Genomic DNA, 24,395 nt, shown 5'->3' with positions numbered 1-24,395 from the left:
GGCCGTATCAGCGCTGGGCGATCGGGTTGGCGCCAAGCCATTCCCAGGCAGCGGCTTCGTCCTTGGCCCCGAAATGCCGGAGTTCGATAGGCAAAGAGGCGGGCAAAAAGGCTCTTGCCTCCGCTATCCAGTTCGGCTCACCGACCGCCGCGCAGCGGCCGATATGCTCCACCGCATGAGCTATGCCCTGTTCGATCGTCTCGTCCGATACATCGGTCCAGTCGACACCCTCATGGTCGATCAGGCGCACCAGCACGTCGATTTTCGGGTGCAGCGCGTAGGCTGCCTCCAGCAATCCGAACAGGTTTTCGGCGTCGGCCGCTGCGACATGGCCGACGACATCGATGGCGAAGAGGTCTTCGCGATCGGTATCGATGCGGCGGATCGCCGGTACGGCATCGAGAAAATTCAACAGGGAACTCCTTGCGCTCGATTTTCTTCGTTCCCTTGGAACACCTGAAACCCTCTGTCTGTTCCCCTTAAAGACGGTATAGATGCGCGCCGAGATCAGCCTGGAACCGTGCAAATGCCTGCAAAGCTTTCCGTCAACCTCAATGCCATCGCCATGCTGCGCAACCGGCGCGACCTGCCGTGGCCAAGCGTGACAGGGCTCGGACGCACCGCCCTTGCCGCCGGCGCGCATGGGCTGACGGTGCACCCGCGACCCGACGAGCGGCACACCAGGCATTCCGATCTGCCTGAGATCAGAGCGCTGATCGACGACGAGTTCCCGAATGCGGAATTCAACATCGAGGGCTATCCGACCGAGGATTTCCTGGCGCTTGTGGAAAAGCATCAGCCCGAGCAGGTGACGCTGGTGCCCGACGACCCGGCGCAGGCGACCTCCGACCATGGCTGGAACTTCGCCGCCGAGGCTGCGTTCCTGACACCGGTCGTCAAGCGCCTGAAGAAGGGAGGCTTTCGCGTATCGCTGTTTTCCGATCCGGATCCCGCTGGCGTGAAAGCCGCTCGCGACACCGGCGCCGACCGGATCGAACTCTATACAGGTCCATATGGCAGCTATCATTCCGATTCGGCAAAAGCGGCGAGGGAATTGGAGAAATTGGGAAAGACTGCGGATGCCGCACTTGCTGCAGGGCTCCAGGTCAATGCCGGGCACGATCTTGTGGTGAGCAATTTGCCGGCACTGGCCAGGCGCATCCCGGCATTGGCCGAAGTGTCGATCGGACATGGGTTGACAGCCGATGCGTTGGAGTATGGCATGGCCGCAACGGTCAGGCGGTTTCTGAAGGCTTGTGGCTGGTAGAGAGAGGCGAGCCGATAAGCCATGCGTTCCCGGCATGGCAGCGCATCCTTTCCATCCCGCACTTTAGAGCACCGCACGTCTATGGGAGTGTCGTCCATGGCCCTTGCCCACGCTGGTAGCGAGGCAGAACCCATCGAACAATCCAGCCACTCCAAGGCCGAGCAGCACAGCACCAGAGTTTTGATGCTGGGCGCGTTGGGCGTGGTTTACGGCGATATCGGCACGAGCCCAATCTACGCGTTTCGGGAAGCGCTGCACGCATCGTCGGGACCGGTAGCGCGCAATGACGTCCTTGGCGTGCTGTCGCTTATCGTCTGGGCGCTGACGATCATCGTCACGATAAAGTACGTCGCTTTCGTGCTCAGAGCCGACAACAAGGGTGAGGGCGGCACGCTGTCGCTGATGGCGCTTGCGCGCAACGCTTATCCAAAGGGAGCCCGGTTCATTCTGGGGATCGGACTTTGCGGCGCGGCGCTTTTTTTCGGCGACGCCATCATAACGCCGGCCATCTCCGTGCTTTCGGCGGTTGAAGGGCTGGAAGTGGTAACCCCGACGCTGGAAACCTTTGTGGTTCCGATCACGCTGATCATCCTTGCAATGCTTTTTGCCGTGCAACGCTTTGGCACCAGCAGGGTGGCGGCCGTGTTCGGGCCGGTGACGGCAACGTGGTTCCTGGCCATCGGCGCCGCCGGGGTCTATCATCTGCTGGACGACCCGTCGGTCCTGCTGGCGATCAATCCCTATTACGCGGTCGCTTATCTGGCCAATACGCCCACCGGCGCCTTCGTCACGGTCGGGGCGGTGTTCCTAGCGGTCACCGGGGCCGAGGCCCTCTATGTCGATCTCGGTCATTTCGGGCGCAGGCCGATCGTGCTGGCGTGGTTCTCCGTGGTGTTCCCTTGTCTGCTCCTCAACTATTTCGGACAAGGCGCGTTCGTTCTGGCCAACGGCGGCAAACCCACTAATCCATTCTTCCAGATGCTGCCGGAATGGGCGCTAATGCCCATGGTTGGGCTGGCCACGGCAGCGACGGTGATCGCTAGCCAGGCGGTGATCTCCGGCGCTTTCTCGCTGACCCGCCAGGCGGTGCAGCTCAATCTGCTGCCGCGCATCGAGGTGCAGCATACTTCCGAGATGCAATCCGGCCAGATCTACATGCCGCGGGTCAATCTGGTGGTCGCGCTCGGCGTGATGCTGCTGGTGGTCGGCTTTGGCAGTTCGAGTTCGCTGGCTTCCGCTTATGGCATTTCGGTGACTGGCGAAATGCTGATGACAACCATCCTGCTGTTTGTGGTGATGCGGTTCCGGTGGAAATGGCAGCTTGCACTGGCAGCCGCGCTCACACTGCTGTTTGGCACGATCGATACCGGATTTTTCCTCGCTAACGTCGTCAAGATCCTCGAAGGCGGGTGGGTGTCGATCACGGTCGCTTGCGGCATGGGGTTGATCATGTCCACATGGATCCGCGGCACCCGCTATTTGTTCGACAAGACGCGCCGGAACGAGATCCCGCTGGATTTCCTTGCCGGCAATCTGCTGAAGAAGAAGCCGCATTTGGTGTCGGGCACCGCGGTGTTCCTGACCAGCGACCCGCTGAGCGCGCCGACCGCGCTGATGCACAGCCTGAAGCACTACAAGGTGCTGCACGAGCAGAACGTTATCCTTTCGGTGGTGACGGCACCGCAGCCGGTCGTGCCCGACAGCGAGCGCGTCAAGATGGAAACGGTCAACGAGCTGTTCATGCGGGTGACGCTGACCTTCGGCTACATGGAGCAGCCCAACATTCCGCGTGCGCTGGCGATCTGCCGCAAGCAGGGCTGGAAGTTCGACATCATGACGACGTCCTTCTTCCTGTCGCGGCGTTCGCTCAAGGCCTCGCCCAATTCCGGCATGCCGGTCTGGCAAGACAAGCTGTTCATCGGGCTGGCGCGCTCGGCGGCCGATGCGACGGAGTATTTCCAGATCCCAACCGGACGTGTCGTCGAGATCGGAACACAAGTAGCGATCTGATACGTGCGTGTTGCCGCATTCCGGCTAGTCTGCCGATAGGATTGAGTCTGCCAAGTGATGGAAGACTCGCAATTCCGACGCGGACTCATTACGTGACGGCACTTGATATTGCAGCGCAGCAAGCGTAGAGCACCGCCCGCTTATCGGAGTGTCGTCCATGGCCCTTACCAATGCTGGTAACGAGGCAGAACCTGTCGAACAATCGAGCCATTCTGAGGTCGAGCAGCACAGCACCAAGGTGCTGATGCTGGGTGCGCTCGGCGTGGTTTACGGCGATATCGGCACCAGCCCGATCTATGCATTCCGAGAGGCGTTGCACGCATCGGCCGGTGGCAACGTCGCCAACCGTGGCGACATCCTCGGCGTACTCTCGCTGATCATCTGGTCGCTGACGATCACCGTCACCATCAAATACATCATGTTCGTGCTCCGTGCCGACAATCGAGGCGAGGGCGGGGTCCTGTCGCTGATGGCGCTGGCGCGCAACAGTTTCCCGACGCGCTCGGCGGTGATCCTCGGCATCGGCATCGTCGGCGCGGCGCTTTTTTTCGGCGATGCAGTCATTACGCCGGCGATCTCGGTGCTGTCGGCGGTCGAAGGTATGAATGTCGTCACGCCGACATTCCAGCCCTATGTGGTGCCGCTGACACTGGCCATCCTCGCGATCGTGTTTGCGGTACAGCGGTTTGGCACCGGCGGCGTAGGATTGGTGTTCGGACCAGTCACAGCGCTATGGTTCCTGGCCATCGGCGTTTCCGGCATTAACCACATCATCGCCGATCCGGAAATCCTGCTGGCGATCAGCCCGCATTACATCGTGTCGTTCCTGGTCAACTCGCCCGATGTCGCCTTCGTCACGGTTGGTGCGGTCTTCCTCGCCGTCACCGGCGCCGAGGCGCTCTATGCCGATCTCGGCCATTTCGGCCGCAAGCCGATCGTGCTCGCCTGGCTGGCAATCGTGTTCCCTTGTCTGTTGCTCAATTATGTCGGGCAAGGCGCCTTCGTGCTGGCAAATGGCGGCGTTGTCGGTCATCCCTTCTTCGAGATGAACCAGGGCTGGACGCTTATTCCGATGGTCGTGCTGGCGACGGCGGCGACCGTCATCGCCAGCCAGGCGGTGATCTCCGGCGCTTTCTCGCTGACCAGGCAGGCGGTGCAGCTCAATATGCTCCCGCGTTTCGTCATCCAGCACACGTCGGAAAAACAGTCGGGCCAGATCTATCTGCCGCGCATCAACCTGATGCTGGCGCTGGTGGTGATGCTGCTGGTGGTCGGCTTCGGCGAATCCAGCCGGCTGGCCTCGGCCTACGGTATTTCGGTGACCGGCAACATGCTGGTGACGAACGTACTGCTTTTTGTTGTGATGACGCGCATCTGGAAATGGCCGCTCGGCGTCGCGGCCGCCTTGATGGCGGTGTTCGCCTTCGTCGATACCGGCTTCTTTGCAGCCAACATAGTCAAGGTGTTTGAAGGGGGCTGGTCCTCGCTTGCCATTGCCGCAGTTATTGTGCTGACCATGTGGACCTGGATCCGCGGTACCCGCTATTTGTTCGACAAGACGCGCCGGAACGAGATCCCGCTGGATTTCCTTGCCGGCAATCTGCTGAAGAAGAAGCCGCATTTGGTGTCGGGCACCGCGGTGTTCCTGACCAGCGATCCGCTGAGCGCGCCGACCGCGCTGATGCACAGCCTGAAGCACTACAAGGTGCTGCACGAGCAGAACGTCATCCTTTCGGTGGTGACGGCACCGCAGCCGGTTGTGCCCGATAGCGAGCGCGTCAAGATGGAAACGGTCAACGAGCTGTTCATGCGGGTGACGCTGACCTTCGGCTACATGGAGCAGCCCAACATCCCGCGCGCGCTGGCGATCTGCCGCAAGCAGGGCTGGAAGTTCGACATCATGACGACCTCCTTCTTCCTGTCGCGGCGCTCTCTCAAGGCCTCGCCCAATTCCGGCATGCCGGTCTGGCAGGACAAGCTGTTCATCGGGCTGGCGCGCACGGCGGCCGATGCGACGGAATATTTCCAGATCCCGACCGGACGCGTCGTCGAGATCGGAACGCAGGTGGCCATCTGAACAAACGGCCGCGCCCTTCGAAGGGCACGGCCATTTGTCAGGCTCAGCTCACCAGAGCCGCCCTGTTTGCTTCAAGAAATTGCTTCAGCGGCTGCGGCTTCCTGCCGGACAGCGTCTCGACAGCGTCGGTTACCATGCTGATGCGGCCGGAGCGCGTGTTGGTGTCGAAGGAAACGATAACGGGGGCGAAAGCCTCGGGAACGCCGGCTGCCTTCAATCCCTCGGTCAGCGCTTCATCCGAAAGCTGGACAACTTCGATCGGCTTGCCGGTGACCTCGGTGACGAGGGCTGCAATCTCGGCCATCGTGTGGGCCTTGGGGCCGGTCAGCGTGTATGTCGTGCTTTCGGTTGCGCTCGAAGCGAGACCGGCGGCGATCGCGGCTGCCATATCGTCGCGCGCGCCATGGGCAATGCGGCCGTCTCCAGCGGATGTGTACCACTGCCCCGAGGCGATGGCGTGCGGCAGCACCATGAACAGGTTCTCCTGGTACCAGCCGTTGCGGAAGATGGTGTAGGGGATACCGCTCGCCTTGATCGCCTGCTCGGTGCCGTGGTGATCGGGCGCAAACAGCACCGGCGATCCTGGCTCCGGATTGGGCATCGATGTGTAGAGCAGATGCGAAACGCCCGCGCTTTTTGCGGCGGCGACCGCGGCCTCATGTTGCTTCAGGCGCTTGCCCGGAAGGGCAAGCTCGTTTGTCGAAATGATCAGAACCCTGTCGGCGCCGGTAAACGCACTGGCCAGCGATGCTGTGTCGTCGAAGTCGGCCGCCCTGATGGTGACGCCGCGCGCTGCCAGATCGGCCAGATTTTCCGGATTGCGGGTGGCGGCGATGACGCGCTGAGGCGAGACCTTGAGCGTGTCAAGCAGATGATTGATGACGCCGCGGCCAAGCTGGCCGGAGGCGCCGGTGACGAGAAGGGTGTCGGTCATGAAAGGTCCTGACGTTGCGCCGGAGCGGCGGGTTCATATGTTAGTCTCAAAAAGAGACCAGCACTAAAATAGGAATTGACCCATCCTCGTAAAGAAGGCAGTTTTGCGGGAGGTAGGCACACCCAGGGAACCAGCCATGGACGGCAAGATCGTCAATCTGAGATCGAAGCTCGAGATCTATAAAGCAGGCAGCGGTGGCGGAAACCTTGCGGATTGCCCGGTTCGCGACGTGATCCAGGGCATAAGCAATAAATGGAGTTCGCTGCTGATGGAGGCCTTGGCCGAGAAGCCGTACCGCTTTGGCGAGTTGCGGCGCCTCGTGCCCGATATTTCACAGCGCATGCTCACCCAGACGCTGCACGATCTGCAGCGCGACGGCTATGTGCATCGCCAGGTGTTTCCGACCAAACCGCCGAGCGTCGAATACAGCCTCACCGATCTCGGGCGCTCGATGTTTGGACCATTGCATCAGCTGATCCAATGGGCCGAGCTCAATCACGGCGCTGTACGCGAGGCGCGGAAGGTTTTCGATGCTGCCGAAGGCTGAGCCTCCAGGCCGAGACGGCGGCTTGATTTAGCGACAGCGCTGAAGGATTGTCTGGCCTGGGTTTGGTCGGGCAAATGGGCAATTCTCTGGATATCGCAATTGCCGGCGCGGCGATCAGTTACGCGCTCATAGGAACGGACCGTATCGATACTGCGCTGGAGACCTGCGTTCGCGACAGGCTGGTGGCGACAGTGGCAAGAATTCCGCCGGAAACGAATATCCTTGCCTCGATGATGGCTGGAAGGGTGGTCGATCTGTTCAGGCGGATCGGGCTTGCGGAAGCGCTGTGGTTGAATCGTTTTGGCGGATGATTTCCGAAAGGTGCGAACCCTTGGCCTGCAAGAATGCATGGAGGCGTTGCGCATAATCGGGAGCGACCGCGTCCTTTACGGATGAGCGTTCGCGCAGTGCCTTGCGCCAGGCCTGGATATGCGGCTTTCCGTCCAGGATGTCGAAATCGCCGATCCGGTCGAAGACGTCGAAATAGCGGAAAATCGGCCCGTAGACCGCGTCGACCAGTGAAAAGCGCTCGCCGGCGAACCATAGCCCAGCCGCGCCGTTCGCCAGTTCCACTTCCAGGCGATCGAACATTGCCGATAGCGCCTCGCTTTCAGCGAACATCGCGGCTTCCGTAGGCGCTGAATAGAAGCGGCCGACGGCATTGAGGATTGCCGAGCCGAATTCGATCCAGGCGCGATGCCGGGCACGGGCATAGGGATCGGTGGGATGCAGCGGATTGGGTTGGGTTTCCTCGAGGAATTCGAGGATGACGAGCGATTCGAAGATCACCGTTTCCTGGCCGTCATGCTCAACGCGGAGCAGCGGCACCTTGCCGAGCGGCGATATCGCCTTGAACCAGGCAGGCTTGTTGGCGAGATCGACGGCGATGCGCTCGAACGGCACGTCCTTTTCGCGAAGTGAAATCGCCGCGCGCTGCACATACGGACAAAGATGGTGGCTGACGAGGATGAGCTTGTCGGTCATCTCACTCTCCCCAGACATAGTTCAATGCGCCGTCCTCGACGCGGGTGGAGAGGAACATCAGGCGGGAGCCCTTCGGCGCCGGGCCTTCGAGGCGATCACCGTTCGCCATGTCGAACGAGGCGCCGTGCCACTGGCAGACGAGCTTGCCGTCCTTGCAGTCGAGCGGGCCACCGAAATGCAGGCAGACGTTGGCGGCGGCGCGGATACGCTCGCCGCTGCGGTAGACATGGACCTCGCGGCCGAAGAACGGAGCAATCAGGCTGCCTGTTTCCGGAATGTCGGCGATCCTGCAGATTTCATGCTTCATCGGAATTGCCTCTCATGATTGATGCGATTGCATCTATATAGATGCATTTGCATTGATCGTCAAGCTTGATGCAGTTGCATCTATCGCCTACGATGCAATCATGACCGGGATTCCTTCACCTCCAGCAATCAAAGCCTGGGCCCGCCTGATGCGGGTTTCGCGCCAGTTGTTGGAAAGAGCCGAGGACGCGCTAAAGGACAGTGGCCTGCCGCCGCTTGCCTGGTACGACGTCCTGCATGAGCTTGCCGAGGCGGGCGAGGGCGGATTGCGGCCGTTCCAGCTCACCGAGCGCACCCTGTTTGCGCAGTACAACATCTCCCGGCTGCTGGCGCGGCTCGAAGCTGACGGGCAGGTCGAGAAGCTTCCAGTTGCCGATGACGGCCGCGGGCAAACAGTCCGCGTCACAGACAAGGGACGCGAGACGCGCCGCCGCATGTGGGCCGTCTACGGGCGGTCGATCGCGGAGTTGGTCGGCTCCCGGCTTTCCAATGATGAGCTCGACGCGCTGTCAGCTCTGCTTGGGCGCCTGCGAGATCCGCCCGCCCTGGAGTGACACGCCTTCATGACGAAGATGGCGCCGGTTGGCGAGGTCAGGCACTGGCCCAGAGGAATGCCAATGTCGCCAGAACGCCAAGCCCGATGCCGACCATATGCAGATTACCCCATTTGACGATCAATGTCCGAGCTTCATGATTGACGGTGTTCGCGTCCATCGCCTCCAGCAACCTATTTGCCGGCATCATCACCAGCAGCGTCCATGGCCAAGGCAGGATGATCAGCACGGCGCCGACCAGATAAGCGAGATTGCCGGTCAGCCACCACGCAACGAGGCCCAGAATACAGGCGATGACGGCGATCGAGGCCTGCATGGCGGCGCCGCGCTTGTAGGAAGGCTGCCATTCCTGCAGCAATGCCTTGTCATCGAGGCGAAGCCGCGCCGGCTGTTCGGCGACGCTGACGTAGATAGCCGCACCCGCGAACACTGCGGCAACGGTCAAGGCAAGCAATCCGGCGAGCATGGTCCGTGTCTCCCGTGATGCCCCCGCATGGAGCACGCTACAGAAATAAGGGCTTGCGCCGGGTCGGGCAATACGCCATAAAGCCGAACCGTAACGTACGGTACGCCATCGCGTTCGTGTCTGAACTGTGGGTGAGTTTGCCTCCTGAGGAAAGACTGAGTTGCACGCTGTGACCGACATCGACACCAGCGAGGCGCTGACGGAGCGACAGAAGGCCGTCCTCGACGCCGCCCTTCGCCTGCTGGTCGAAGAGGGCGATCAGTTGACCATGACCGCCGTGGCGCGGCGGGCGAGCTGCTCTAAGGAGACGCTCTACAAATGGTTCGGCGATCGCGACGGGCTGTTGACGGCAACGGTACAATGGCAGGCGTCCAAGGTGCGGGTAGTGCCGGTCGACCGCAAGGGGCTCGACCTTGCTTCGCTGACGGCGAGCCTCGAACGCTTCGCTTCGGACTGGCTCACGGTAATTTCGAGCGACACCTCGATCGCGCTGAACCGGGTGGCGGTCGGCCATGCTAGTTCGGGGAAGGACGATCTCGGCGCCATCGTGCTGGAGAACGGCCGATTTGCACTGGCCAGACGCCTGAAGCCGGTGCTGGAGGCCGGCAGACAGGCCGGGTTTCTCCAATTTTCCGACGCGGAGACGGCGTTCCGCACCTTTTTCGGGCTGGTCGCCCGCGACGTGCAGATCCGCCTGCTGCTTGGCGGCCGGCTGGAATTGACTGATGCGGCGATCGGCGGCGATGCCGTCCGGGCGACGCAGCAGTTTCTCGCTCTTTACGGGGCAAAAACCGGGCCGCAAGGCCTCTGAATTCAAAACGGGAAGGAAGAAAAATGCGTGTCTATTACGATCGCGATGCCGATCTCAACCTGATCAAGGGCAAGAAGGTCGCCATCATCGGCTATGGCAGCCAGGGCAGGGCGCATGCGCTCAACCTCAAGGATTCCGGCGTCAAGGACATCGCCATCGGCCTCAAGGCCGGCTCGGCGACGGCCAAGAAGGTCGAGGCCGACGGGCTCAAGGTGATGAGCGTAGCCGATGCCGCCAAGTGGGCCGACCTGATGATGATGGCCACGCCCGATGAGCTGCAGGCCGACATCTACAAATCCGAGATCGCGCCGAACATCCGCGATGGCGCGGCGATCGCCTTCGCCCACGGCCTCAACGTGCATTTTGGCCTGATCGAGCCTAAAGCTTCGGTCGACGTCGTCATGATCGCGCCGAAGGGGCCCGGCCATACGGTGCGCGGCGAATACCAGAAGGGCGGCGGCGTGCCGTGCCTGGTCGCGGTCAACCAGGACGCTTCGGGCAATGCGCTCGACCTGGCGCTCTCCTACGCCTGCGGCGTCGGCGGCGGCCGTTCGGGCATTATCGAGACCAATTTCCGCGAGGAGTGCGAGACCGACCTGTTCGGCGAGCAGGTTGTGCTGTGCGGCGGTCTGGTCGAATTGATCCGCGCCGGCTTCGAGACCCTGGTGGAAGCCGGCTACGCGCCGGAAATGGCCTATTTCGAGTGCCTGCACGAGGTCAAATTGATCGTCGACCTGATCTACGAAGGCGGCATCGCCAACATGAACTATTCGATCTCGAACACCGCCGAATGGGGCGAATACGTCTCGGGCCCGCGCATCATCACCGCAGACACCAAGGCCGAGATGAAGCGCGTGCTGAAGGACATCCAGACCGGCAAGTTTACCTCGGAATGGATGCAGGAATATCGCGCCGGCATGTCGCGCTTCAAGGGCATCCGCCGCAACAACGACAGCCACCAGATCGAGGAAGTCGGCGCCAAGCTGCGCGCGATGATGCCGTGGATTTCCAAGAACAAGCTGGTCGACAAGGCCAAGAACTGAAGGAAATCCACGTTCGTTTCGTTACGTGTCCTCGGGCTTCGCCCTGCGGGCGCGTGGGAATTTCCAAGAACAAGCTGGTCGACAAGGCCAAGAACTGAGCGCAATTTCATTGCCGATCAAGAAAGGCCGGCGGAGCGATCCGCCGGCCTTTTTGCATCAAGATTGTGTAGTTTCCAGGCTTCTGGACAGGCGCACTATCCTGATCACCGTGATATGTCTGTGCGGGGCATGGCACAAAAGTGCCAAGGGGGTGAGCGTTGGAACTCAAATTTCTGTTGGTCGGGTTTGCCTGCGCGGTTGCCGGCATGCTGTCCCTCGTCACCTTGCTGAAGTGGTGGGAGGTGAGGGCGGTCAGCCGCTGGTCTCCGACGCCGGGAAAGATCATCTCGTCGCGGGTCGAGGCTCGCGAGGTGACCAGTTCGGGATCCGGTTCGGACAGCAGAGGGTCGACCGAGATGCGCAACTTCCCGGCGATCACCTTCGAATACAAGGTGAACGGCAAGAAGTTTCGCAGTTCGCACTACAGCGTGCAGGAGAACCTTGGAAACTTTGCCGTGGCGGAAACCCTTGCGAAATTTCCAAACGGGGCCGGCGTAACCGTCTTCTACAATCCGGCCGATCCAGCCAAGGCCGTGATCGAACGCACCATGCCCGACGGCTCCTTCAAGTTCATGGTCCAGCTTTCGGCCGGGCTGGTGGTCGGCGCGCTGGTATTGGTCTTCTCCGTCGGCGGCATCCTCGAAGCGATCCGCCCGTTTTTGCCCAAGCCGCAGAACCTCGGCGCCGCAGCCCTGCTGCTTTTCATGGGATTGTTTGTCCTGCGCATGGGCTTTGCCCAGAAGTCACTTGCGGAACAGGCGGCCAAATGGCCCATCACGGCAGGACGCATCGACGCCTCGGGCCTGCAGAAATTCGAGACCCGCGACAGGTCCGGAGGCGGCTATCGACCCTGGCGCGCAGTCTTCAAATCCCGCATCGTCTACAGCTATAGCGTCGCCGGCCAGCGCTACGCCGCCGATCGCATCGCTTTCGGCGCAAACGTGACGGCTTCGCTGCCGAGCCTCGTCAGCGGTCAATCGCAGCGCTACCTCCAGGGCGATAAGGTCGAGGTCCACTACGACCCCGCCAATCCCGCTGCAGCGGTTCTCGAATGCAGGGTGAGCGGGCTCTGGTTCCTGTGGGTCTGCGCCGCTGGCTTCCTCGGTGGAGCCGCGCTGCTTGTCGGGGTGATCTAGTGCTGAAGCTGCCGTCCGAGACGCTGTAGATCCAGAGGAAGGGCACTTGTCTTCAGCATCTGACAAGAACACCGCTGTCGAAGCCAGGCCAAGTCAATCTCACCGTCGCACCGTCGACAACAATATGGATGACACGGGAGAACGGCTCTTCGGCCGACGGGTTGGATCCGTAGCATTGGCTGGCCCGCGCCACCCAGCCCGTGGGCGTCTTGAGGAACGTTGCGTGTTCGCAGCCGAGAGCAGGGACCGACAGCGCGTCGCGGTACAATGTGTAGACAGTCTGGCGTTGAACATCCGCAACGGCGGTACAGTTCGATCTGTTCCCGGACCATGTGCCCACATACTGTTCCGCGGCGAAGGCGTGGCCGCACGAAAATGCTAGGATCGAAATGAGCATCAAGAGATTTCGCATCATCGATTCTTTCTTTTCGACGTGGCCTTGGGCCATGCTAAAGCATCGATGCTTAAACTTCACAATGATGCTGCTCCAGGGACTTAAATGATCATCCGCAAAGCAGCAGCTATTTTTCTGAGCATGCTGAGCCTGTTGCAAGAAGCGAACGCAACAGAATGTTCGCTCAGCCATGCAACCTATCGCGAGCCGCGTTCGGGAGCGACGATACAGTTCCGGCCCACAGACAACGAGCCGGCTGCGCTGACGACAGAGGTCTTTTCGCTGATCGTGCCCAACACCGACATTCATCTGCCGTCGGACATCACCTGGACCAATGGCAAGTACTCGTTTCCTGTGGGCACGATCCGGCACACCTGCACCGACGACGATCGCGAGGCGGGTCTCGAGGACGGCACCGGGCTGTGCAGAGTGTGGGATGGGCAGGTCTATGCGTTCAACGCAGGCGGTGCCGAGCAGTTGAGCTCCCGCCAAGCCTCGCCGGCACCGGCAGGGTTGCTGTTGCCTGACTTTGGCGCGATTTTTACCGAATGGCCCGATTTCGCCAAAGCCAATCCCGACGGTTCAGCCTGGGACGCCTTTAGCTTGACGGGTTGTAGCGATGACTAGCAAGAGACTGCCGGCCTGCATCTTCGCCCTGCCGGTCCTTATGGCCATGGCCACCGGCGCTCGTGCCGACCAAAGCAAGCCGTCGCGTCCGACTGTCGACAAATGCGCTTGGGAACGGCTGGCGGACAGGGATGTCGGGCTGGCTGCCTGGGTGCAGCGCTGCGATTTCGGTTTTCGCCGGATTCATTTCGAGCTTGGCGGCAATGCGCTTGCCATCAAATACAGCGATGGCGGGCCGGCCGATCCCGTCGTCGAAGTCTTCGATATGCTGCCGGGCGAAGCGGCCGTCGCTGCGTTGCAGCGCATTTTTACGCAGAAGACCGAGAAGGCCGTCAGCACACGTTGCGTGCTCATGCCTTACACCGAAGGGGTCACGCCCGTAGGCATCATGCGATACGTCTTTAGTCCCGACGCCGCCTATCATGAGGAGTTGAACGCCGTCGCCAACCCTGACGAGGTCGGCGAACCGCCTTGCGGCGAATGGGGCGAAGCCCCGGACGGCATTCAGTATTTCGAGGTGCAATCACCCGAACTGCGAACGCTTCTATTCGTTCGCGTCGGCCAGGATGAGCCTTTGTTTGACGAGCAGACACTGCAAGTCCTGCCGCCCGGATAGCGCCGGGAGATATCAGCCGTAATGCCAACTTGGCTTTGGCTGAGTGCCGGTGAACATCACGCCGATGCGATCCTCGCGGCGCCAGCGGACCACGGCCTCGTAGGCAATGCCGTCGGTCGGAACATAGAGCAGGAACTCATCGGGCACGCGCGCGTCGATCGAGACCTTCAATTCGGCGCCGCCGGCATGCATGTTGCGCAGCGTGCATGTGACCTCGGAATTGGTCATGCCGGTCAGGATCGTCGCGCCCTTCAAGACGCGCTGCCGGCGTTTGTCCCTCTGTTCGTCCTCGGCCATTGCACGCAATCCAGCCATCTTCGCGTCTCGGGCGTTCTGATCGGGAGGATTATTAGACCTGCCTGATAAAAATAGCGTTATCACCGTAGTGAGACTGGGCGATTTTCGCGATTCCTGGCTGGAAGAAAAAGGCGCCGCGAAGCACGGCGCCGAATGATGCTTGTTGTCGGCCTGCTTACCTATAGGGCGAGTAGCATTGCTGGCGCGGCCCGTAATAGGGCTGGAAGGTGTTGTCCCAGGCGCGGTACGACCGGTAGCGATTGTAACACCATTGGACATGTGCACTGGAAAGCCGCCCTGCGCGATAATAGCGGCGCGGTGGCGGCGCGTCGTAGTAGTTATAGTTGTTGTACAGGCTGCCAAGGCCGAGCCCCAAGCCCAAGCCAAGAATCGCGGCGCCCGCACCATCATCATAGTAGCCGCCGCGGTAAGGGCGGCGATGGTGGCGCCAGCGCCAGCTGTCGTCCCAGCCGCCATTGTCCCAGTGTCTCGAAAAATGACGGCCGCGGAAATTGTTGGACCGCCATCTCCAATCATTGTCGCCGTGCCATTGCCGAAAGCCGCGATTGCGCCAACGCCAGATCTGCCTGTCGTTGCCGCCTGCCCAATCTTCACGAATTTGCACGATGTCGGCGGCATTGCCCGCCACCGGCAGCAGGGGTTTGGGCATCGGCCCGGCAAGCGAGGGGGCCGAGAGGCCGGCGATCAGACCGAGGGCCATCAGCCCGGATCTGACGGAAGATAAAAAGAGCGGTTTCATCGCACTCTCCGAAGGTTCAGGCCCCACGCCCAGAATACCCCGGGGAAGGGTCTATTGATGGAACTTTCCATCTGAACGGAAGATGAACAAAAAGGTTCCGTCAACCATGGCGAGCGCGCGATCAATCAGAGCCGCTTGGTTTCTGCGCCCTTGTTTTCGGGCGCGCTTGCGGGCAAAGGTCAAAGCTATGTCGCTGCGCCTTGCCACCTTCAACGTCGAAAACCTGATGAACAGGTTTGATTATTCCGGATACCGCAATCAGCTCAACGAAGATCGCACGCTGGCGCTTTTCGACATCCAGAGCGAGGCCGAATACAAGATGCTCGAGCAGGCGCGGGCGATCGCGCAATCCGACGACACGCGGCAGTTGACGGCGCTGGCGATCGCGGCCACCCGCGCCGACATCATCTGCATGCAGGAGGTCGACAATATCGAGGCGCTGAGGGCCTTCGAATATGGCTATCTATTCAAGATGGTGGGGCAAGGTTACCGGCAGAAATACACCACCGCCGGCAATGATTCGCGCGGCATCGACGTCGCCGTGATGATGCGCAACGAGACCGCGCAGGGTCAGCCGATCGAATTCGTGCGCATGACCAGCTACGCCTATGTCACGTTCGAGCAATTCGGGCTGCACACGGCGGAATTGGCAGCGCTCGGTCACCAGGCCAATGAGCGCATCTTCCGGCGCGACTGCCTGGAAGTCGATCTGTCCGTGGCTGGCGCGCCGTTGACGCTCTATCTCGTGCATTTCAAGTCGATGGGCTCGCCCCGCAACGGCCTCGACGGCCGCGAGGCGACAATGCCGCTGCGCATCGCCGAGGCGCAAGCGGTGCGCCGGATCATCGAGGAGCGCTTCGGCAAGGACCATGCCGCCGACAAGCGCTGGGCAATCTGCGGCGACATGAACGACTACCGGCAGCGCGTGAAGATCACCGGCGATGCCGTCGACGGCTATCGCTTCGAGGTCATCGACGAGACCCGGTCCTGCATCGACGTGCTCACTGCCGGCGGCTTTTGCGAAAACGCGGTCGAGCGGCGGCCGGAAATGGATCGCTGGACTTTCTATCACACGCGCGGACCGGAAGAGCGGCATCTCTGCCAGCTCGACTACATCCTTCTGTCGAGGGCGCTAGCCAGACAGAACGCCACCGCCGTTCCCGATATCATCCGCAACGGCCAGCCTTGGCGGACTATTTTTCCGGCGGGTCAGGAGGTCGAGCGCTTTCCACGCGCCGGATGGGACCGGCCGAAGGCATCCGACCATTGCCCTGTAGCAATTGCCCTCGACATGGCGTGAGACAGGCGTGAGTTTCGACCTGCCGCGCAACGTCATCCTGCCGGTCGATGCCATCGACGTCAGGCTCGATCCCGGCCCGCATCCGTTCGAGCGCGATAATGCCGAAGCGATCGCCGCAAACTGGCGGCGTGAGACCGCAGCCAAGCCGGCGCTTTTCGACGGCACCGTGGTGCTGCTTTCCGCTCTCAGCTATCGCGACAATCGCCTCCTTGGCCGCTGCCATGCGGTGCGGTATTCGACCTTCATGCTTTGGCGCGGCAATCGACAGGTGGCCGGGGCCGAGCACGCCTATGCCCATGCCATGCTGGTCGCCGGCGACAATGCGCTGGTGGCGATCCGCATGGCGCCGCATACGGTCAATGCCGGGCGCATCTACTTCGCCGCCGGTTCGTTCGAGCCAACCGATTTCCGCGACGGCCTTGTCGACGTCGACTTGAACATGATCCGCGAGGTGCGGGAGGAGACCGGCCTCGACCTGTCAGGCGCGACACGCGGCAAGCGCCACTACGCCCTGTCGACGGCAAGCGGCACGGTGATCTTTCGCCGCTACCGCGAGACGGCCTCCGCCGACGACCTGGCACAGCGGATCAGCGCTTTCGTCGCGGCCGAGTCAGAGCCTGAAATCGAAGGCCCCGTCATCATCCGCAATGCAGCCGACCTGCCGGACGGGTTGATGCCGCATATGAGACCGCTGATCGAATGGCACTTTGCGGGCAAGGATTCCGACTCTAACGTCGCGACCTGCCTTCAATAGCCTTGTCGCTACGGGCAGCGACAAAATACAGCAGCACGCCGAGACCCAGGAGCGCCCCCATCGCCGTTCCCATCGTCTGCCCAATTACCTGCTGGAAGTCAGCGGTGACGCGATCGGGATTATCCATTCCATAACGGATCAAATTCCACCAAAGCCCTGCCAAGGCGGATTCGACGATCACCATCGCCAGAGCCAGTCGCCCTTTCTTGCTCATCCATTGTTCCCCCTTAGTCCCCAACAGCATTGTTATCATTGCAGATTGTGCTGCGACAAGGGCAGGTTGCATAAAAAATTGGCAGCGTCTGGAGGCGATACTTGCTGCAACGCCTACTCATGCCTCAGCGCGTCGATGGGGTTGAGCCGTGCGCCGCGCAGCGCCGGGAAGAAGCCGAACACCATGCCGATCAGCGCGGAGAAGCCGACCGCAAGCAGGATGACCGCCGGGCTTGGCGCAAACGGGATCGTCAGCGTCACCGAGGCGAGGCCGGCAAGGGCCAGGCCGATCAGGATGCCGATGATGCCGCCAAGCAGCGACAGCACGGTTGCCTCGACCAGGAACTGGATGAGAATATGCTTTTCATGGGCGCCGATAGCGAGCCTGATGCCGATCTCGCGCGTGCGTTCGGTTACCGACACCAGCATGATGTTCATAATGCCGATGCCGCCGACGAGCAGGCTGACGCCGGCGACGGCACCGAGCATGCCAGTCATGGTGGTGGTGGCGCTGGCCATGGCATCGGCGATCTGGGTCATGTCGCGGATCGAGAAATCATCGTCACGGTCGGGCGTGATGCGGCGCGTGTCGCGCAAGATGTCCTCGACGCGCGTCTGCAGCACCGTGGTTGGCGTACGGTCGTCGGCGGCGACATAGATCGATTCGATATCGCGATTGCCGGCAATGCGACGCTGATAGGCGGCGAGCGGCATCAGCACGACATTGTCCTGGTCCTGGCCGAAGCCGGTATAGCCCTTCGGTTCCAGCAGGCCGATGATCTTGCAGGAGGTGCGGTTGACGCGGATGATCTCGCCTTCGGGGTCCCCGGCGCCGAAGAACTGCTGGCGCACCGTCTCGCCGATGAGGCAGACGCCGGTCCCCGAGCGGGTTTCCGAATCGCTGAACGGGCGGCCCGAGACCAGCTTCCAGTCGCGGGCATCGAGATAGGCGCTGTCGGTGCCGGTGACGCCCGAGGTCAGGCTTTCGGTGCCGAAAATGACGCGTACCTGCTTTTGCGAGGCCGGCGAGATGGCGCGCGCGCCGTCCAGATGCGCGACAAGCGCTGCAAGATCCTTGTCGCCGAGCGGCCGGACCACCTGGTCGAGCCCTCCAGGTCCGCCAGGCCCGGCAGGGCGGCCGGAACGGACGACGAGCAGGTTGCTGCCGAGCTTGGAAATATCGGACTTGACCTTTTCGGTGGTGCCCGAGCCGATGGTCAGCATGGCGATGACGGCAGCAACGCCGATGACGATGCCGAGCAGCGTCAGGAACGAGCGCAGCACGTTGCGGCGGATGGAGCGGAGCGAGAGGCGGACGGTTTCCCAGATCATGGCTAGGCCATCTCGAGATTGGCTGTGTCCGAGGCGACATGGCCGTCGAGGAAACGGATCGTGCGCTGCGCATAGCCGGCAACATCGGCTTCGTGCGTGACCATGGCGATGGTCAGGCCGAGCTCGCTGTTCAGCTGCGTCAGGAGCTCCATGATCTCGTGCGTGCGGGCGGTGTCGAGATTGCCGGTCGGCTCGTCGGCAACGAGCAGCGTCGGCCTGGTGACGATGGCGCGGGCGATCGCCACGCGCTGCTGCTGGCCGCCGGACAGCTCGGCCGGCGTATGATGCTCGCGGCCGACAAGGCCGACCTCGGCAAGTGCCTGCATGGCAAGGCCGCGGCGCTCGCGGGCACCGACGCCGCGATAGATCAGCGGCAGTTCTACATTCTCGGCGGCCGTGGTGCGCGGCAAGAGATTATAGCCCTGGAAGACGAAGCCGACATAGAGGTTGCGCAGCACAGCGCGGCGGTTGCGGTCGAGACGGCCGGCGTCGATGCCTTCGAAGCTGTAAGTCCCAGCGGTCGGCGTGTCGAGGCAGCCAATGATGTTCATGGCCGTAGATTTGCCCGAACCGGACGGGCCCATGATGGCGACGAATTCGCCGCGCCTGATGGCGAGGTCGACGCCGGCCAGCGCATGCACCCGGGCCTCGCCCTGGCCATAGCTTTTCCAGACCTTGTCGAAGCCGATGAGGGTCGCGCCCGATGCCACGATCAGCTCCGCTGCTGCGAGGCGGTAATGACTTGCGCGCCTTCCTCCAGGCCGGAGACGATCTCGGTCAGTTCGCCATCTGTCGAGCCGACCCTGACGTTGACCGGATGCGGCCGCCCATTCTCCAGCACGTAGAGCGTGCGCGAGCCGTCGGTGGGCTTCGTCGCCGCCTGGCGCTGGCGGTTGCCGCCGGGGCGTCCCATGCGGCCGGTGAACAGGTCGGTGAGGCTCCAGCCGCGCTCCGCCGTCTGCGCCGGCCGGTAGCGGAAGGCGATCGACGGCACGGTGAGCACGTTTTTGGCCTGCTTGGTGACGACCGAGACGGTGGCGGTCATGCCGGGCCGCAACAGAAGCTCGCTGTTGTCGACATCCAGCCTTGCATCGTATGTGACGACGCCGTCGGTGGTGACCGAGGCATAGGAAATGTCGCGGATTTCGGCGTCGAATGGCCGTTCGGGGAACGCGTCGACGGTGAAGCGCGCATGCTGGCCAGGTTTGACGGCGCCGATATCGGCCTCGTCGACCGCAGCTTTCAGTTCCATGTTCTTCAGATCCGCGGCGATGACGAACAGCACCGGCGCCTGCAGCGAGGAGGCGACCGTCTGGCCGGGATCGACCGAGCGCGTCAGTATGATGCCGTCGATCGGAGCGTAGATGGTACTCTTGGCAAGATCCGTCTGCTGCGCCTTGAGATCGGCATTGGCCATGGCGAGGTTGGCTTTGGCGATATCGAGCGCTGCCTTCGAGCGGTCGCGCGTGGCGGTTGCCGCTTCAAGCGACTGGTCCGTCGCCATGCCGCGCTTGGTCAGTTGCGCCGCGCGCACCAGCGCCTTTTCGTTTTCGGCCAGGGTCACGGTGGCGTCCTCGACGCTCGCCGCCGCTGCCTTGGCGGAGGCCTGGGCGCGCTCGATCTGCACCTCCAGCTTGGCGGTGTCGAGCGCGGCCAGCACATCGCCCTTCTTCACCAGCTGATTCTCGTTGACCGAGACCGAGCGGACGACGCCGGAGAGTTCGCTGGAAATATCGACCTGGGTGAGGGGCTGCAGTGTGCCGGTAGCCGAAACTGCGACGGTAAGATCGGCCATGGCGGCCAGTGTCGTGGTATTCTCGATCTTGGCGGGCGAGCCCGCATACCACTGGTAGCCGACGACGCTCGCGGCGACGGCAAGCAGTGCGAACATTGGGTAAAGCCAACCGCGACGGCGTTTTGTCTTCAGGCCCTGGTGGTCAAGCCCGAGCGCCGTCTCGATGGCGGAAGCGGATTCCGTCTTTGGCAGATTGACAATCTGGTCCACGCCGGACCCCTATGTTCAGTGATATCCCATCAGTGCACAAATCAGGCCTAATGGTTCAAAATTCAAATTAAATTTCGCTCATGTTGGGAATGAGGCAGAGGACTTACTGAGATGCAGCCGCGGAATTACTTGCTTTACGACGTATTCACCACCAACCGGCTGGCCGGCAATCCGCTGGCCGTGGTGCTCGACTGTGACGGGCTGGACGTTGCGGCGATGCAGGCGGTGGCGCGCGAGTTCAACCTGTCCGAAACCGTTTTCGTGCTGCCGCCTGATAATCCCAAGCATCGGGCCCGCATCCGCATCTTCACACCCGACTATGAAATGCCCTTCGCCGGCCACCCAACCGTCGGCTCGGCGATAGCGCTCGCCGAAATGGCGGGAGAGGCCGCCGGCATCTTCGTGCTCGAGGAGAATATCGGCCCGGTGCGCTGCGCTGTCAGCAAGCACGACGGTTCGACCTTTGCCGAGTTCGACCTGGCGAAACTGCCGGCGCAGCTGGAATTGTCGGCCGATCCCGAGGCGATCGGGGCAGCCCTTGGCCTCGGACCGCACGAGATCGGCTTCGAGAACCACCGCGTTTCATTCTGGTCGGCGGGCGTGCCTTACGTGACCATCCCCGTCGCCAATCTGGAGGCGGCCGCCCGGATCAGGTTGGACAACCAGGCCTGGTCGGAACTCGCACCACGTAAAAGCGAATGGGCTTTCGCCAGCCCCTACATCTATTGCCGCGAGACGGTGCACCACGACAGTGCCTTCCATGTCCGCATGATGGTGCCCGGCAATCCGTCCTACGAAGACCCGGCGACCGGCTCAGCGGCCGCCGCCTTCGCCGGCGCGATCATGCATTTCGACCGCCCGACCGACGGCGTTTCACAACAGTGGATCGAGCAGGGGCTCGAGATGGGCCGGCCTTCGCGCATTCGCCTCGAACTGAATGTCGAAGGTGGCAAACTGGCGGCCGCCCGCATCGGCGGCCACGCGGTCAAGGTGGCGGAAGGCAGGCTCTTCGTCTGATCGTTGTCGGCTTCAAGCGATTTGTCGGGAAATGAATCCGGCAGGGCTGGACATGGCGGATGTCGGCGGCTATATGCCCGCCAACGCCGGTTTTTCCGGCCGAGTGGGTGCGTAGCTCAGTTGGTAGAGCAGCTGACTCTTAATCAGCGGGTCCACAGTTCAATCCTGTGCGCACCCACCAAAAATCTCCAGGATTTGGTGGAAAGACCTTAGCGAGCCGCGGCGCGAGACAGCGTTTTGCCCGTCGCACATGTCGGCAAGCGGCTAGTCGACTCGCCCGACTACTGGATAGTGGGCCTCAGATAGGTCAGGATTGCTCGCGTTATGGCCAAGACGCCGTCAACGGCATCGAAGCTTGTCTTGCTTTTGCCGGCGATCCATTCGAGTTCCGGATGCCTGGGCAGTCGAAGTGCATGGAATAGCGCCTCGCCCGAGAGACCGCCCAGGCCAAAGGATGTAGGCTCATCGTCTGCGTAGTAAGGAAGGCTAAAATCCAGCCGGATCGGCCCACCATATCCAAGCTTTAGTTTCATCACGACTAGAACCTCGTGGCCAAAAGCATCTTCTATCGTGCCCCTAAAGCTGAGGTCACGAAGAAAATAATCGTGTGACGATCTATCCAGCCCCATGGAACTCCACAGTCTCCACGTGTGTGCTTTTAACTCCTTGTAATTCGTAAATTTTCTCATCTCGGGGGTGAGGCGCGTGGGCAGATCAGCGTAGCCGGTCTCTTCTCTCCACTCCTCAGCCGCGTTGCGAAAATCCTCAAAAATCCGGACGGTTTCTGGATCCGCGGGTTCCTTGGAAAAGTAGGAAATCCGCTTTTGAGAAATCATCTCGCATAGGTCCTCGACCGAATGGCCTGATCGTTCAGCCCAATCCTCCGTGGCCAACATCCATGGTGAACTGTATGTGAGCCCGGCAAAGGCCCCAGCCTTCCGATCGAAATCGCGGACAATTCGCGCATAGACTTCGCGAATGCCCTGCTTCGGGTCACGAAAAGGATATGGCGGTTCATTCATCGCAGCCGTCTGGTCCTTACTTCTCCGAAACCCCAGCCTCGGCAAAACTTGCCATGCGGGCATGGCACTCCAATGCCGAGCGGACCATGTTGACCGCCAGGCAGGCGCCGGAGCCTTCGCCGAGACGCATGCCGAGATCGAGCAGGGGCGGCAGGCCGAGCGCCTCCAACAGGCGGCGATGGCCCGATTCGGCCGAGACATGGGCTGCCAGTGTGTGCGCGAGGCCGGCCGGATGCAATCTCGCCAATGGTGCCGCGGCGGCGGTGCAGACGAAGCCGTCGAGCAGCACCGGCACGCCGAGATGGCGCGCCGCCAGTGTTGCGCCCAAGATCGCCGCAAGCTCGCGCCCGCCGAGGGCTGCCGCTATCTTCAGGGGGTCGGCTAGCGCCGGGGCGTGGCGCTTCAGGCCGGCCTCGATGGCGACGATCTTGCGCACGAGGCCGGCATCGTCGACGCCGGTGCCGCGCCCTGTCCATCGTTCCGCGCCGCCGCCGAACAGCGCGGTCGAGATGGCTGCCGCCGGCGTGGTGTTGCCGATACCCATTTCGCCGAAGCAGACAAGGTCGAGATCCCTGCTGATCGCGTCGTAGCCGGCCGAGACGGCGGCGAGGAAGGCCTCGTCGTCCATCGACACTTCTTGCGTGAAATCGCCGGTCGGACGGTCGAGGTCGAGCGGGATGACGTCGAGTTCGGCGCCGGCGATGCGGGCAAGCTGGTTGATGGCGGCGCCGCCGCCGGCGAAATTTGCCACCATCTGCACGGTCACCTCCGAGGGGAAGGCCGACACGCCTTGCGCGGTGACGCCGTGATTGCCGGCAAAGACGAAGACCTTGACGCGGTCGAGCTTTGGCATGTCGCGGCCCTGCCAGCGCGCCAGCCAGGCGGCTATCGTCTCCAGCCGGCCGAGGCTGCCTTGCGGCTTGGTCAGCGTGTCCTGGCGGCGGGCGACGGCATTGGCCGCGGCGTCGCTGCCATTGGGCAGGTCGAGGCAGGCGGCGCGCAATTCATCGAGCGATTTGAAAGGCATGGGGGCGAAATCTCCGAAACAGAGTCAGGAAAGGGAAACGGAAGCGACGAGCAGGATTGCGATCTCGCCCAGTTGCTGCAGGGCGCCGACGGTGTCGCCGGTCTGGCCGCCGACCTGGTTCAGGCACAGCGCGCGGAAGGCGGCGAGTAGCCCAAGCAGGATGAGTGCTGCGAAGGCGGCGCCTACCCCAAGCGCCAGCAGCGCGGCCGCACCGAGCACAGCACCGGCTATAGCGGTTTCGGCGGTGACTGTGCCTGCATCAACCGAGAGGCCGTCGGCGCGGGCCGGTGGCAGCAGGAGCATGAAGGCGCCGAGCAGGCCGCGCGAAGCCGCTTGCGCGGCAATGAGGGCCCAGAAGACATGAGCCGGGCCGGCGAATCCAGAGAGCACGCTCCAGCGGATCAGCAGCGAGATGCCGAGCGCGCAGGCGCCGTAGGCACCGATGCGGCTGTCGCGCATGATCTCCAGTTTCCTGTCGCGCGTCTTGCCGCCGCCAAAGCCGTCGGCGACATCCGAAAGCCCGTCTTCATGCAGGCAGCCGGTGGCAAGCAAGATTGCGGCAAGGGTCAACGCTGCAGCAGGACCCTCGGCAAGGCCGAGCTTCGTTCCGACGGCGTAGACCAGCGCACCAGCCAGAGCGACGGCGAGACCGGCAACGGGCGCAGCCCAGATCGCAGCGGCAAGGCTGCGGCCACGGAAGTCGGCTCTCGGCAGCGGCAGCCGGGTAAAGAAGACGAGGCAAAGCGCGATGTCTTCGAGGAGCTGCCGTTGCGAGGGGATCTGGAGTTTGAGCATGA

General features: G+C 62.2%; 28 protein-coding genes and 1 tRNA gene. 14 read left to right on the top strand and 15 right to left on the bottom strand.

Annotated features, from left to right (window positions below; translation table 11 throughout):
* Positions 1 to 7: 7 nt before the first annotated feature.
* Complete coding sequence (locus NKH70_RS15385) at positions 8 to 412, bottom strand: SpoIIAA family protein (RefSeq protein ID WP_352466911.1); 405 nt, start codon at positions 410 to 412, stop codon at positions 8 to 10.
* A gap of 114 nt (positions 413 to 526) precedes the next feature.
* Between NKH70_RS15385 and NKH70_RS15380 the strand changes: the two genes are divergently transcribed.
* The 3 genes from NKH70_RS15380 (at position 527) to NKH70_RS15370 (ending at position 5,354) form a co-directional block, all read left to right on the top strand.
* Positions 527 to 1,267: a pyridoxine 5'-phosphate synthase gene (locus NKH70_RS15380; RefSeq protein ID WP_352978578.1), complete on the top strand. Its 741-nt coding sequence runs from the start codon at positions 527 to 529 to the stop codon at positions 1,265 to 1,267.
* Between the two features lie 96 nt (positions 1,268 to 1,363).
* Positions 1,364 to 3,277 carry a potassium transporter Kup gene (locus NKH70_RS15375; protein ID WP_352978580.1) on the top strand — a complete coding sequence of 638 codons (1,914 nt, stop codon included), beginning with the start codon at positions 1,364 to 1,366 and terminating at the stop codon, positions 3,275 to 3,277.
* Positions 3,278 to 3,434: 157 nt separating this feature from the next.
* On the top strand, positions 3,435 to 5,354 hold the full coding sequence (locus NKH70_RS15370) for a potassium transporter Kup (RefSeq protein ID WP_352978582.1): 1,920 nt from the start codon (positions 3,435 to 3,437) through the stop codon (positions 5,352 to 5,354).
* Between the two features lie 43 nt (positions 5,355 to 5,397).
* Here NKH70_RS15370 and NKH70_RS15365 read toward each other — a convergent pair whose 3' ends face one another.
* Positions 5,398 to 6,288, bottom strand: coding sequence for an SDR family oxidoreductase (locus NKH70_RS15365; protein ID WP_352978584.1), 891 nt, complete (start codon positions 6,286 to 6,288; stop codon positions 5,398 to 5,400).
* A 136-nt stretch (positions 6,289 to 6,424) separates the two neighbouring features.
* On the opposite strand from NKH70_RS15365, the gene NKH70_RS15360 reads away from it, so the two are divergent.
* Positions 6,425 to 6,835 (top strand): winged helix-turn-helix transcriptional regulator, encoded by a 411-nt coding sequence (locus NKH70_RS15360; RefSeq protein WP_352466906.1) that lies wholly within the window; start codon positions 6,425 to 6,427, stop codon positions 6,833 to 6,835.
* Between the two features lie 258 nt (positions 6,836 to 7,093).
* Here NKH70_RS15360 and NKH70_RS15355 read toward each other — a convergent pair whose 3' ends face one another.
* Positions 7,094 to 7,819, bottom strand: a complete 726-nt coding sequence (locus NKH70_RS15355; protein ID WP_352978586.1) for a glutathione S-transferase family protein — start codon at positions 7,817 to 7,819, stop codon at positions 7,094 to 7,096.
* Between the two features lies 1 nt (position 7,820).
* A complete protein-coding gene (locus NKH70_RS15350; RefSeq protein WP_352978588.1) occupies positions 7,821 to 8,126 on the bottom strand; it encodes a Rieske (2Fe-2S) protein in 306 nt (101 codons plus the stop codon).
* A 100-nt stretch (positions 8,127 to 8,226) separates the two neighbouring features.
* Here NKH70_RS15350 and NKH70_RS15345 point away from each other — a divergent pair, with 100 nt between their 5' ends.
* Complete coding sequence (locus NKH70_RS15345) at positions 8,227 to 8,679, top strand: MarR family winged helix-turn-helix transcriptional regulator (RefSeq protein WP_023676665.1); 453 nt, start codon at positions 8,227 to 8,229, stop codon at positions 8,677 to 8,679.
* 37 nt (positions 8,680 to 8,716) lie between these two features.
* Here the strand turns inward: NKH70_RS15345 and NKH70_RS15340 are convergent, their stop codons facing one another.
* The gene (locus NKH70_RS15340) at positions 8,717 to 9,145 is read right to left on the bottom strand and encodes an anthrone oxygenase family protein (RefSeq protein ID WP_353025587.1); all 429 of its coding nucleotides are present in this window, start codon (positions 9,143 to 9,145) and stop codon (positions 8,717 to 8,719) included.
* A gap of 160 nt (positions 9,146 to 9,305) precedes the next feature.
* On the opposite strand from NKH70_RS15340, the gene NKH70_RS15335 reads away from it, so the two are divergent.
* From NKH70_RS15335 to NKH70_RS15325, 3 genes are all read left to right on the top strand, one after another.
* Entirely contained in the window at positions 9,306 to 9,956 is a 651-nt protein-coding gene (locus tag NKH70_RS15335; RefSeq protein WP_352978592.1) for a TetR/AcrR family transcriptional regulator, read from the top strand.
* A gap of 23 nt (positions 9,957 to 9,979) precedes the next feature.
* Positions 9,980 to 10,999: a ketol-acid reductoisomerase gene (gene ilvC / locus NKH70_RS15330; protein ID WP_352466900.1), complete on the top strand. Its 1,020-nt coding sequence runs from the start codon at positions 9,980 to 9,982 to the stop codon at positions 10,997 to 10,999.
* Between the two features lie 257 nt (positions 11,000 to 11,256).
* Positions 11,257 to 12,234 (top strand): DUF3592 domain-containing protein, encoded by a 978-nt coding sequence (locus tag NKH70_RS15325; protein ID WP_352978594.1) that lies wholly within the window; start codon positions 11,257 to 11,259, stop codon positions 12,232 to 12,234.
* 52 nt (positions 12,235 to 12,286) lie between these two features.
* On the opposite strand, the gene NKH70_RS15320 is transcribed toward NKH70_RS15325, so the two are convergent.
* Positions 12,287 to 12,682, bottom strand: a complete 396-nt coding sequence (locus tag NKH70_RS15320) for a hypothetical protein (RefSeq protein ID WP_352978596.1) — start codon at positions 12,680 to 12,682, stop codon at positions 12,287 to 12,289.
* A 51-nt stretch (positions 12,683 to 12,733) separates the two neighbouring features.
* On the opposite strand from NKH70_RS15320, the gene NKH70_RS15315 reads away from it, so the two are divergent.
* Together NKH70_RS15315 and NKH70_RS15310 are read left to right on the top strand one after the other, a co-directional pair.
* The gene (locus tag NKH70_RS15315; protein ID WP_352978597.1) at positions 12,734 to 13,255 is read left to right on the top strand and encodes a hypothetical protein; all 522 of its coding nucleotides are present in this window, start codon (positions 12,734 to 12,736) and stop codon (positions 13,253 to 13,255) included.
* Entirely contained in the window at positions 13,248 to 13,871 is a 624-nt protein-coding gene (locus NKH70_RS15310; RefSeq protein ID WP_353025585.1) for a hypothetical protein, read from the top strand. Before NKH70_RS15315 ends, NKH70_RS15310 begins: the two co-directional genes overlap by 8 nt.
* Positions 13,872 to 13,883: 12 nt before the next feature.
* On the opposite strand, the gene NKH70_RS15305 is transcribed toward NKH70_RS15310, so the two are convergent.
* Together NKH70_RS15305 and NKH70_RS15300 are read right to left on the bottom strand one after the other, a co-directional pair.
* Positions 13,884 to 14,168 carry a PilZ domain-containing protein gene (locus NKH70_RS15305; protein WP_292659122.1) on the bottom strand — a complete coding sequence of 95 codons (285 nt, stop codon included), beginning with the start codon at positions 14,166 to 14,168 and terminating at the stop codon, positions 13,884 to 13,886.
* 175 nt (positions 14,169 to 14,343) lie between these two features.
* The gene (locus NKH70_RS15300; protein ID WP_352978601.1) at positions 14,344 to 14,928 is read right to left on the bottom strand and encodes a BA14K family protein; all 585 of its coding nucleotides are present in this window, start codon (positions 14,926 to 14,928) and stop codon (positions 14,344 to 14,346) included.
* Between the two features lie 187 nt (positions 14,929 to 15,115).
* Between NKH70_RS15300 and NKH70_RS15295 the strand changes: the two genes are divergently transcribed.
* Both NKH70_RS15295 and NKH70_RS15290 read left to right on the top strand, forming a co-directional pair.
* A complete protein-coding gene (locus NKH70_RS15295) occupies positions 15,116 to 16,228 on the top strand; it encodes an endonuclease/exonuclease/phosphatase family protein (RefSeq protein ID WP_352978603.1) in 1,113 nt (370 codons plus the stop codon).
* Positions 16,229 to 16,235: 7 nt separating this feature from the next.
* Positions 16,236 to 16,982 carry a hypothetical protein gene (locus NKH70_RS15290; protein ID WP_352718947.1) on the top strand — a complete coding sequence of 249 codons (747 nt, stop codon included), beginning with the start codon at positions 16,236 to 16,238 and terminating at the stop codon, positions 16,980 to 16,982.
* Here NKH70_RS15290 and NKH70_RS15285 read toward each other — a convergent pair.
* From NKH70_RS15285 to NKH70_RS15270, 4 genes are all read right to left on the bottom strand, one after another.
* Positions 16,957 to 17,196, bottom strand: coding sequence for a hypothetical protein (locus NKH70_RS15285; protein ID WP_352718946.1), 240 nt, complete (start codon positions 17,194 to 17,196; stop codon positions 16,957 to 16,959). The two genes, NKH70_RS15290 and NKH70_RS15285, sit on opposite strands and share 26 nt — an antisense overlap.
* A 113-nt stretch (positions 17,197 to 17,309) precedes the next feature.
* On the bottom strand, positions 17,310 to 18,527 hold the full coding sequence (locus NKH70_RS15280; RefSeq protein ID WP_352718945.1) for an ABC transporter permease: 1,218 nt from the start codon (positions 18,525 to 18,527) through the stop codon (positions 17,310 to 17,312).
* A 2-nt stretch (positions 18,528 to 18,529) separates the two neighbouring features.
* Positions 18,530 to 19,237, bottom strand: a complete 708-nt coding sequence (locus NKH70_RS15275; RefSeq protein WP_352978605.1) for an ABC transporter ATP-binding protein — start codon at positions 19,235 to 19,237, stop codon at positions 18,530 to 18,532.
* A gap of 2 nt (positions 19,238 to 19,239) precedes the next feature.
* On the bottom strand, positions 19,240 to 20,532 hold the full coding sequence (locus NKH70_RS15270; RefSeq protein ID WP_352978607.1) for an efflux RND transporter periplasmic adaptor subunit: 1,293 nt from the start codon (positions 20,530 to 20,532) through the stop codon (positions 19,240 to 19,242).
* A gap of 111 nt (positions 20,533 to 20,643) precedes the next feature.
* Here NKH70_RS15270 and NKH70_RS15265 point away from each other — a divergent pair, with 111 nt between their 5' ends.
* Together NKH70_RS15265 and NKH70_RS15260 are read left to right on the top strand one after the other, a co-directional pair.
* Complete coding sequence (locus NKH70_RS15265; RefSeq protein ID WP_352978609.1) at positions 20,644 to 21,549, top strand: PhzF family phenazine biosynthesis protein; 906 nt, start codon at positions 20,644 to 20,646, stop codon at positions 21,547 to 21,549.
* A gap of 105 nt (positions 21,550 to 21,654) precedes the next feature.
* Positions 21,655 to 21,730 (top strand) — tRNA-Lys (locus NKH70_RS15260).
* Positions 21,731 to 21,830: 100 nt separating this feature from the next.
* Here the strand turns inward: NKH70_RS15260 and NKH70_RS15255 are convergent.
* Genes NKH70_RS15255 through NKH70_RS15245 form a run of 3 tightly spaced genes read right to left on the bottom strand, consistent with a single transcriptional unit; the run spans position 21,831 to position 24,393 of the window.
* Positions 21,831 to 22,571 (bottom strand): hypothetical protein, encoded by a 741-nt coding sequence (locus NKH70_RS15255; protein WP_352978611.1) that lies wholly within the window; start codon positions 22,569 to 22,571, stop codon positions 21,831 to 21,833.
* A 16-nt stretch (positions 22,572 to 22,587) separates the two neighbouring features.
* Positions 22,588 to 23,598, bottom strand: coding sequence for a nicotinate-nucleotide--dimethylbenzimidazole phosphoribosyltransferase (gene cobT, locus NKH70_RS15250; protein WP_352718940.1), 1,011 nt, complete (start codon positions 23,596 to 23,598; stop codon positions 22,588 to 22,590).
* A gap of 24 nt (positions 23,599 to 23,622) precedes the next feature.
* On the bottom strand, positions 23,623 to 24,393 hold the full coding sequence (locus tag NKH70_RS15245; protein WP_352718939.1) for an adenosylcobinamide-GDP ribazoletransferase: 771 nt from the start codon (positions 24,391 to 24,393) through the stop codon (positions 23,623 to 23,625).
* Positions 24,394 to 24,395: the final 2 nt, after the last annotated feature.

It is taken from the genome of Mesorhizobium sp. M0991, from assembly GCF_040318915.1.
Lineage (GTDB): Bacteria > Pseudomonadota > Alphaproteobacteria > Rhizobiales > Rhizobiaceae > Mesorhizobium.
This window is presented reverse-complemented; position numbering and strand designations above follow the sequence as displayed.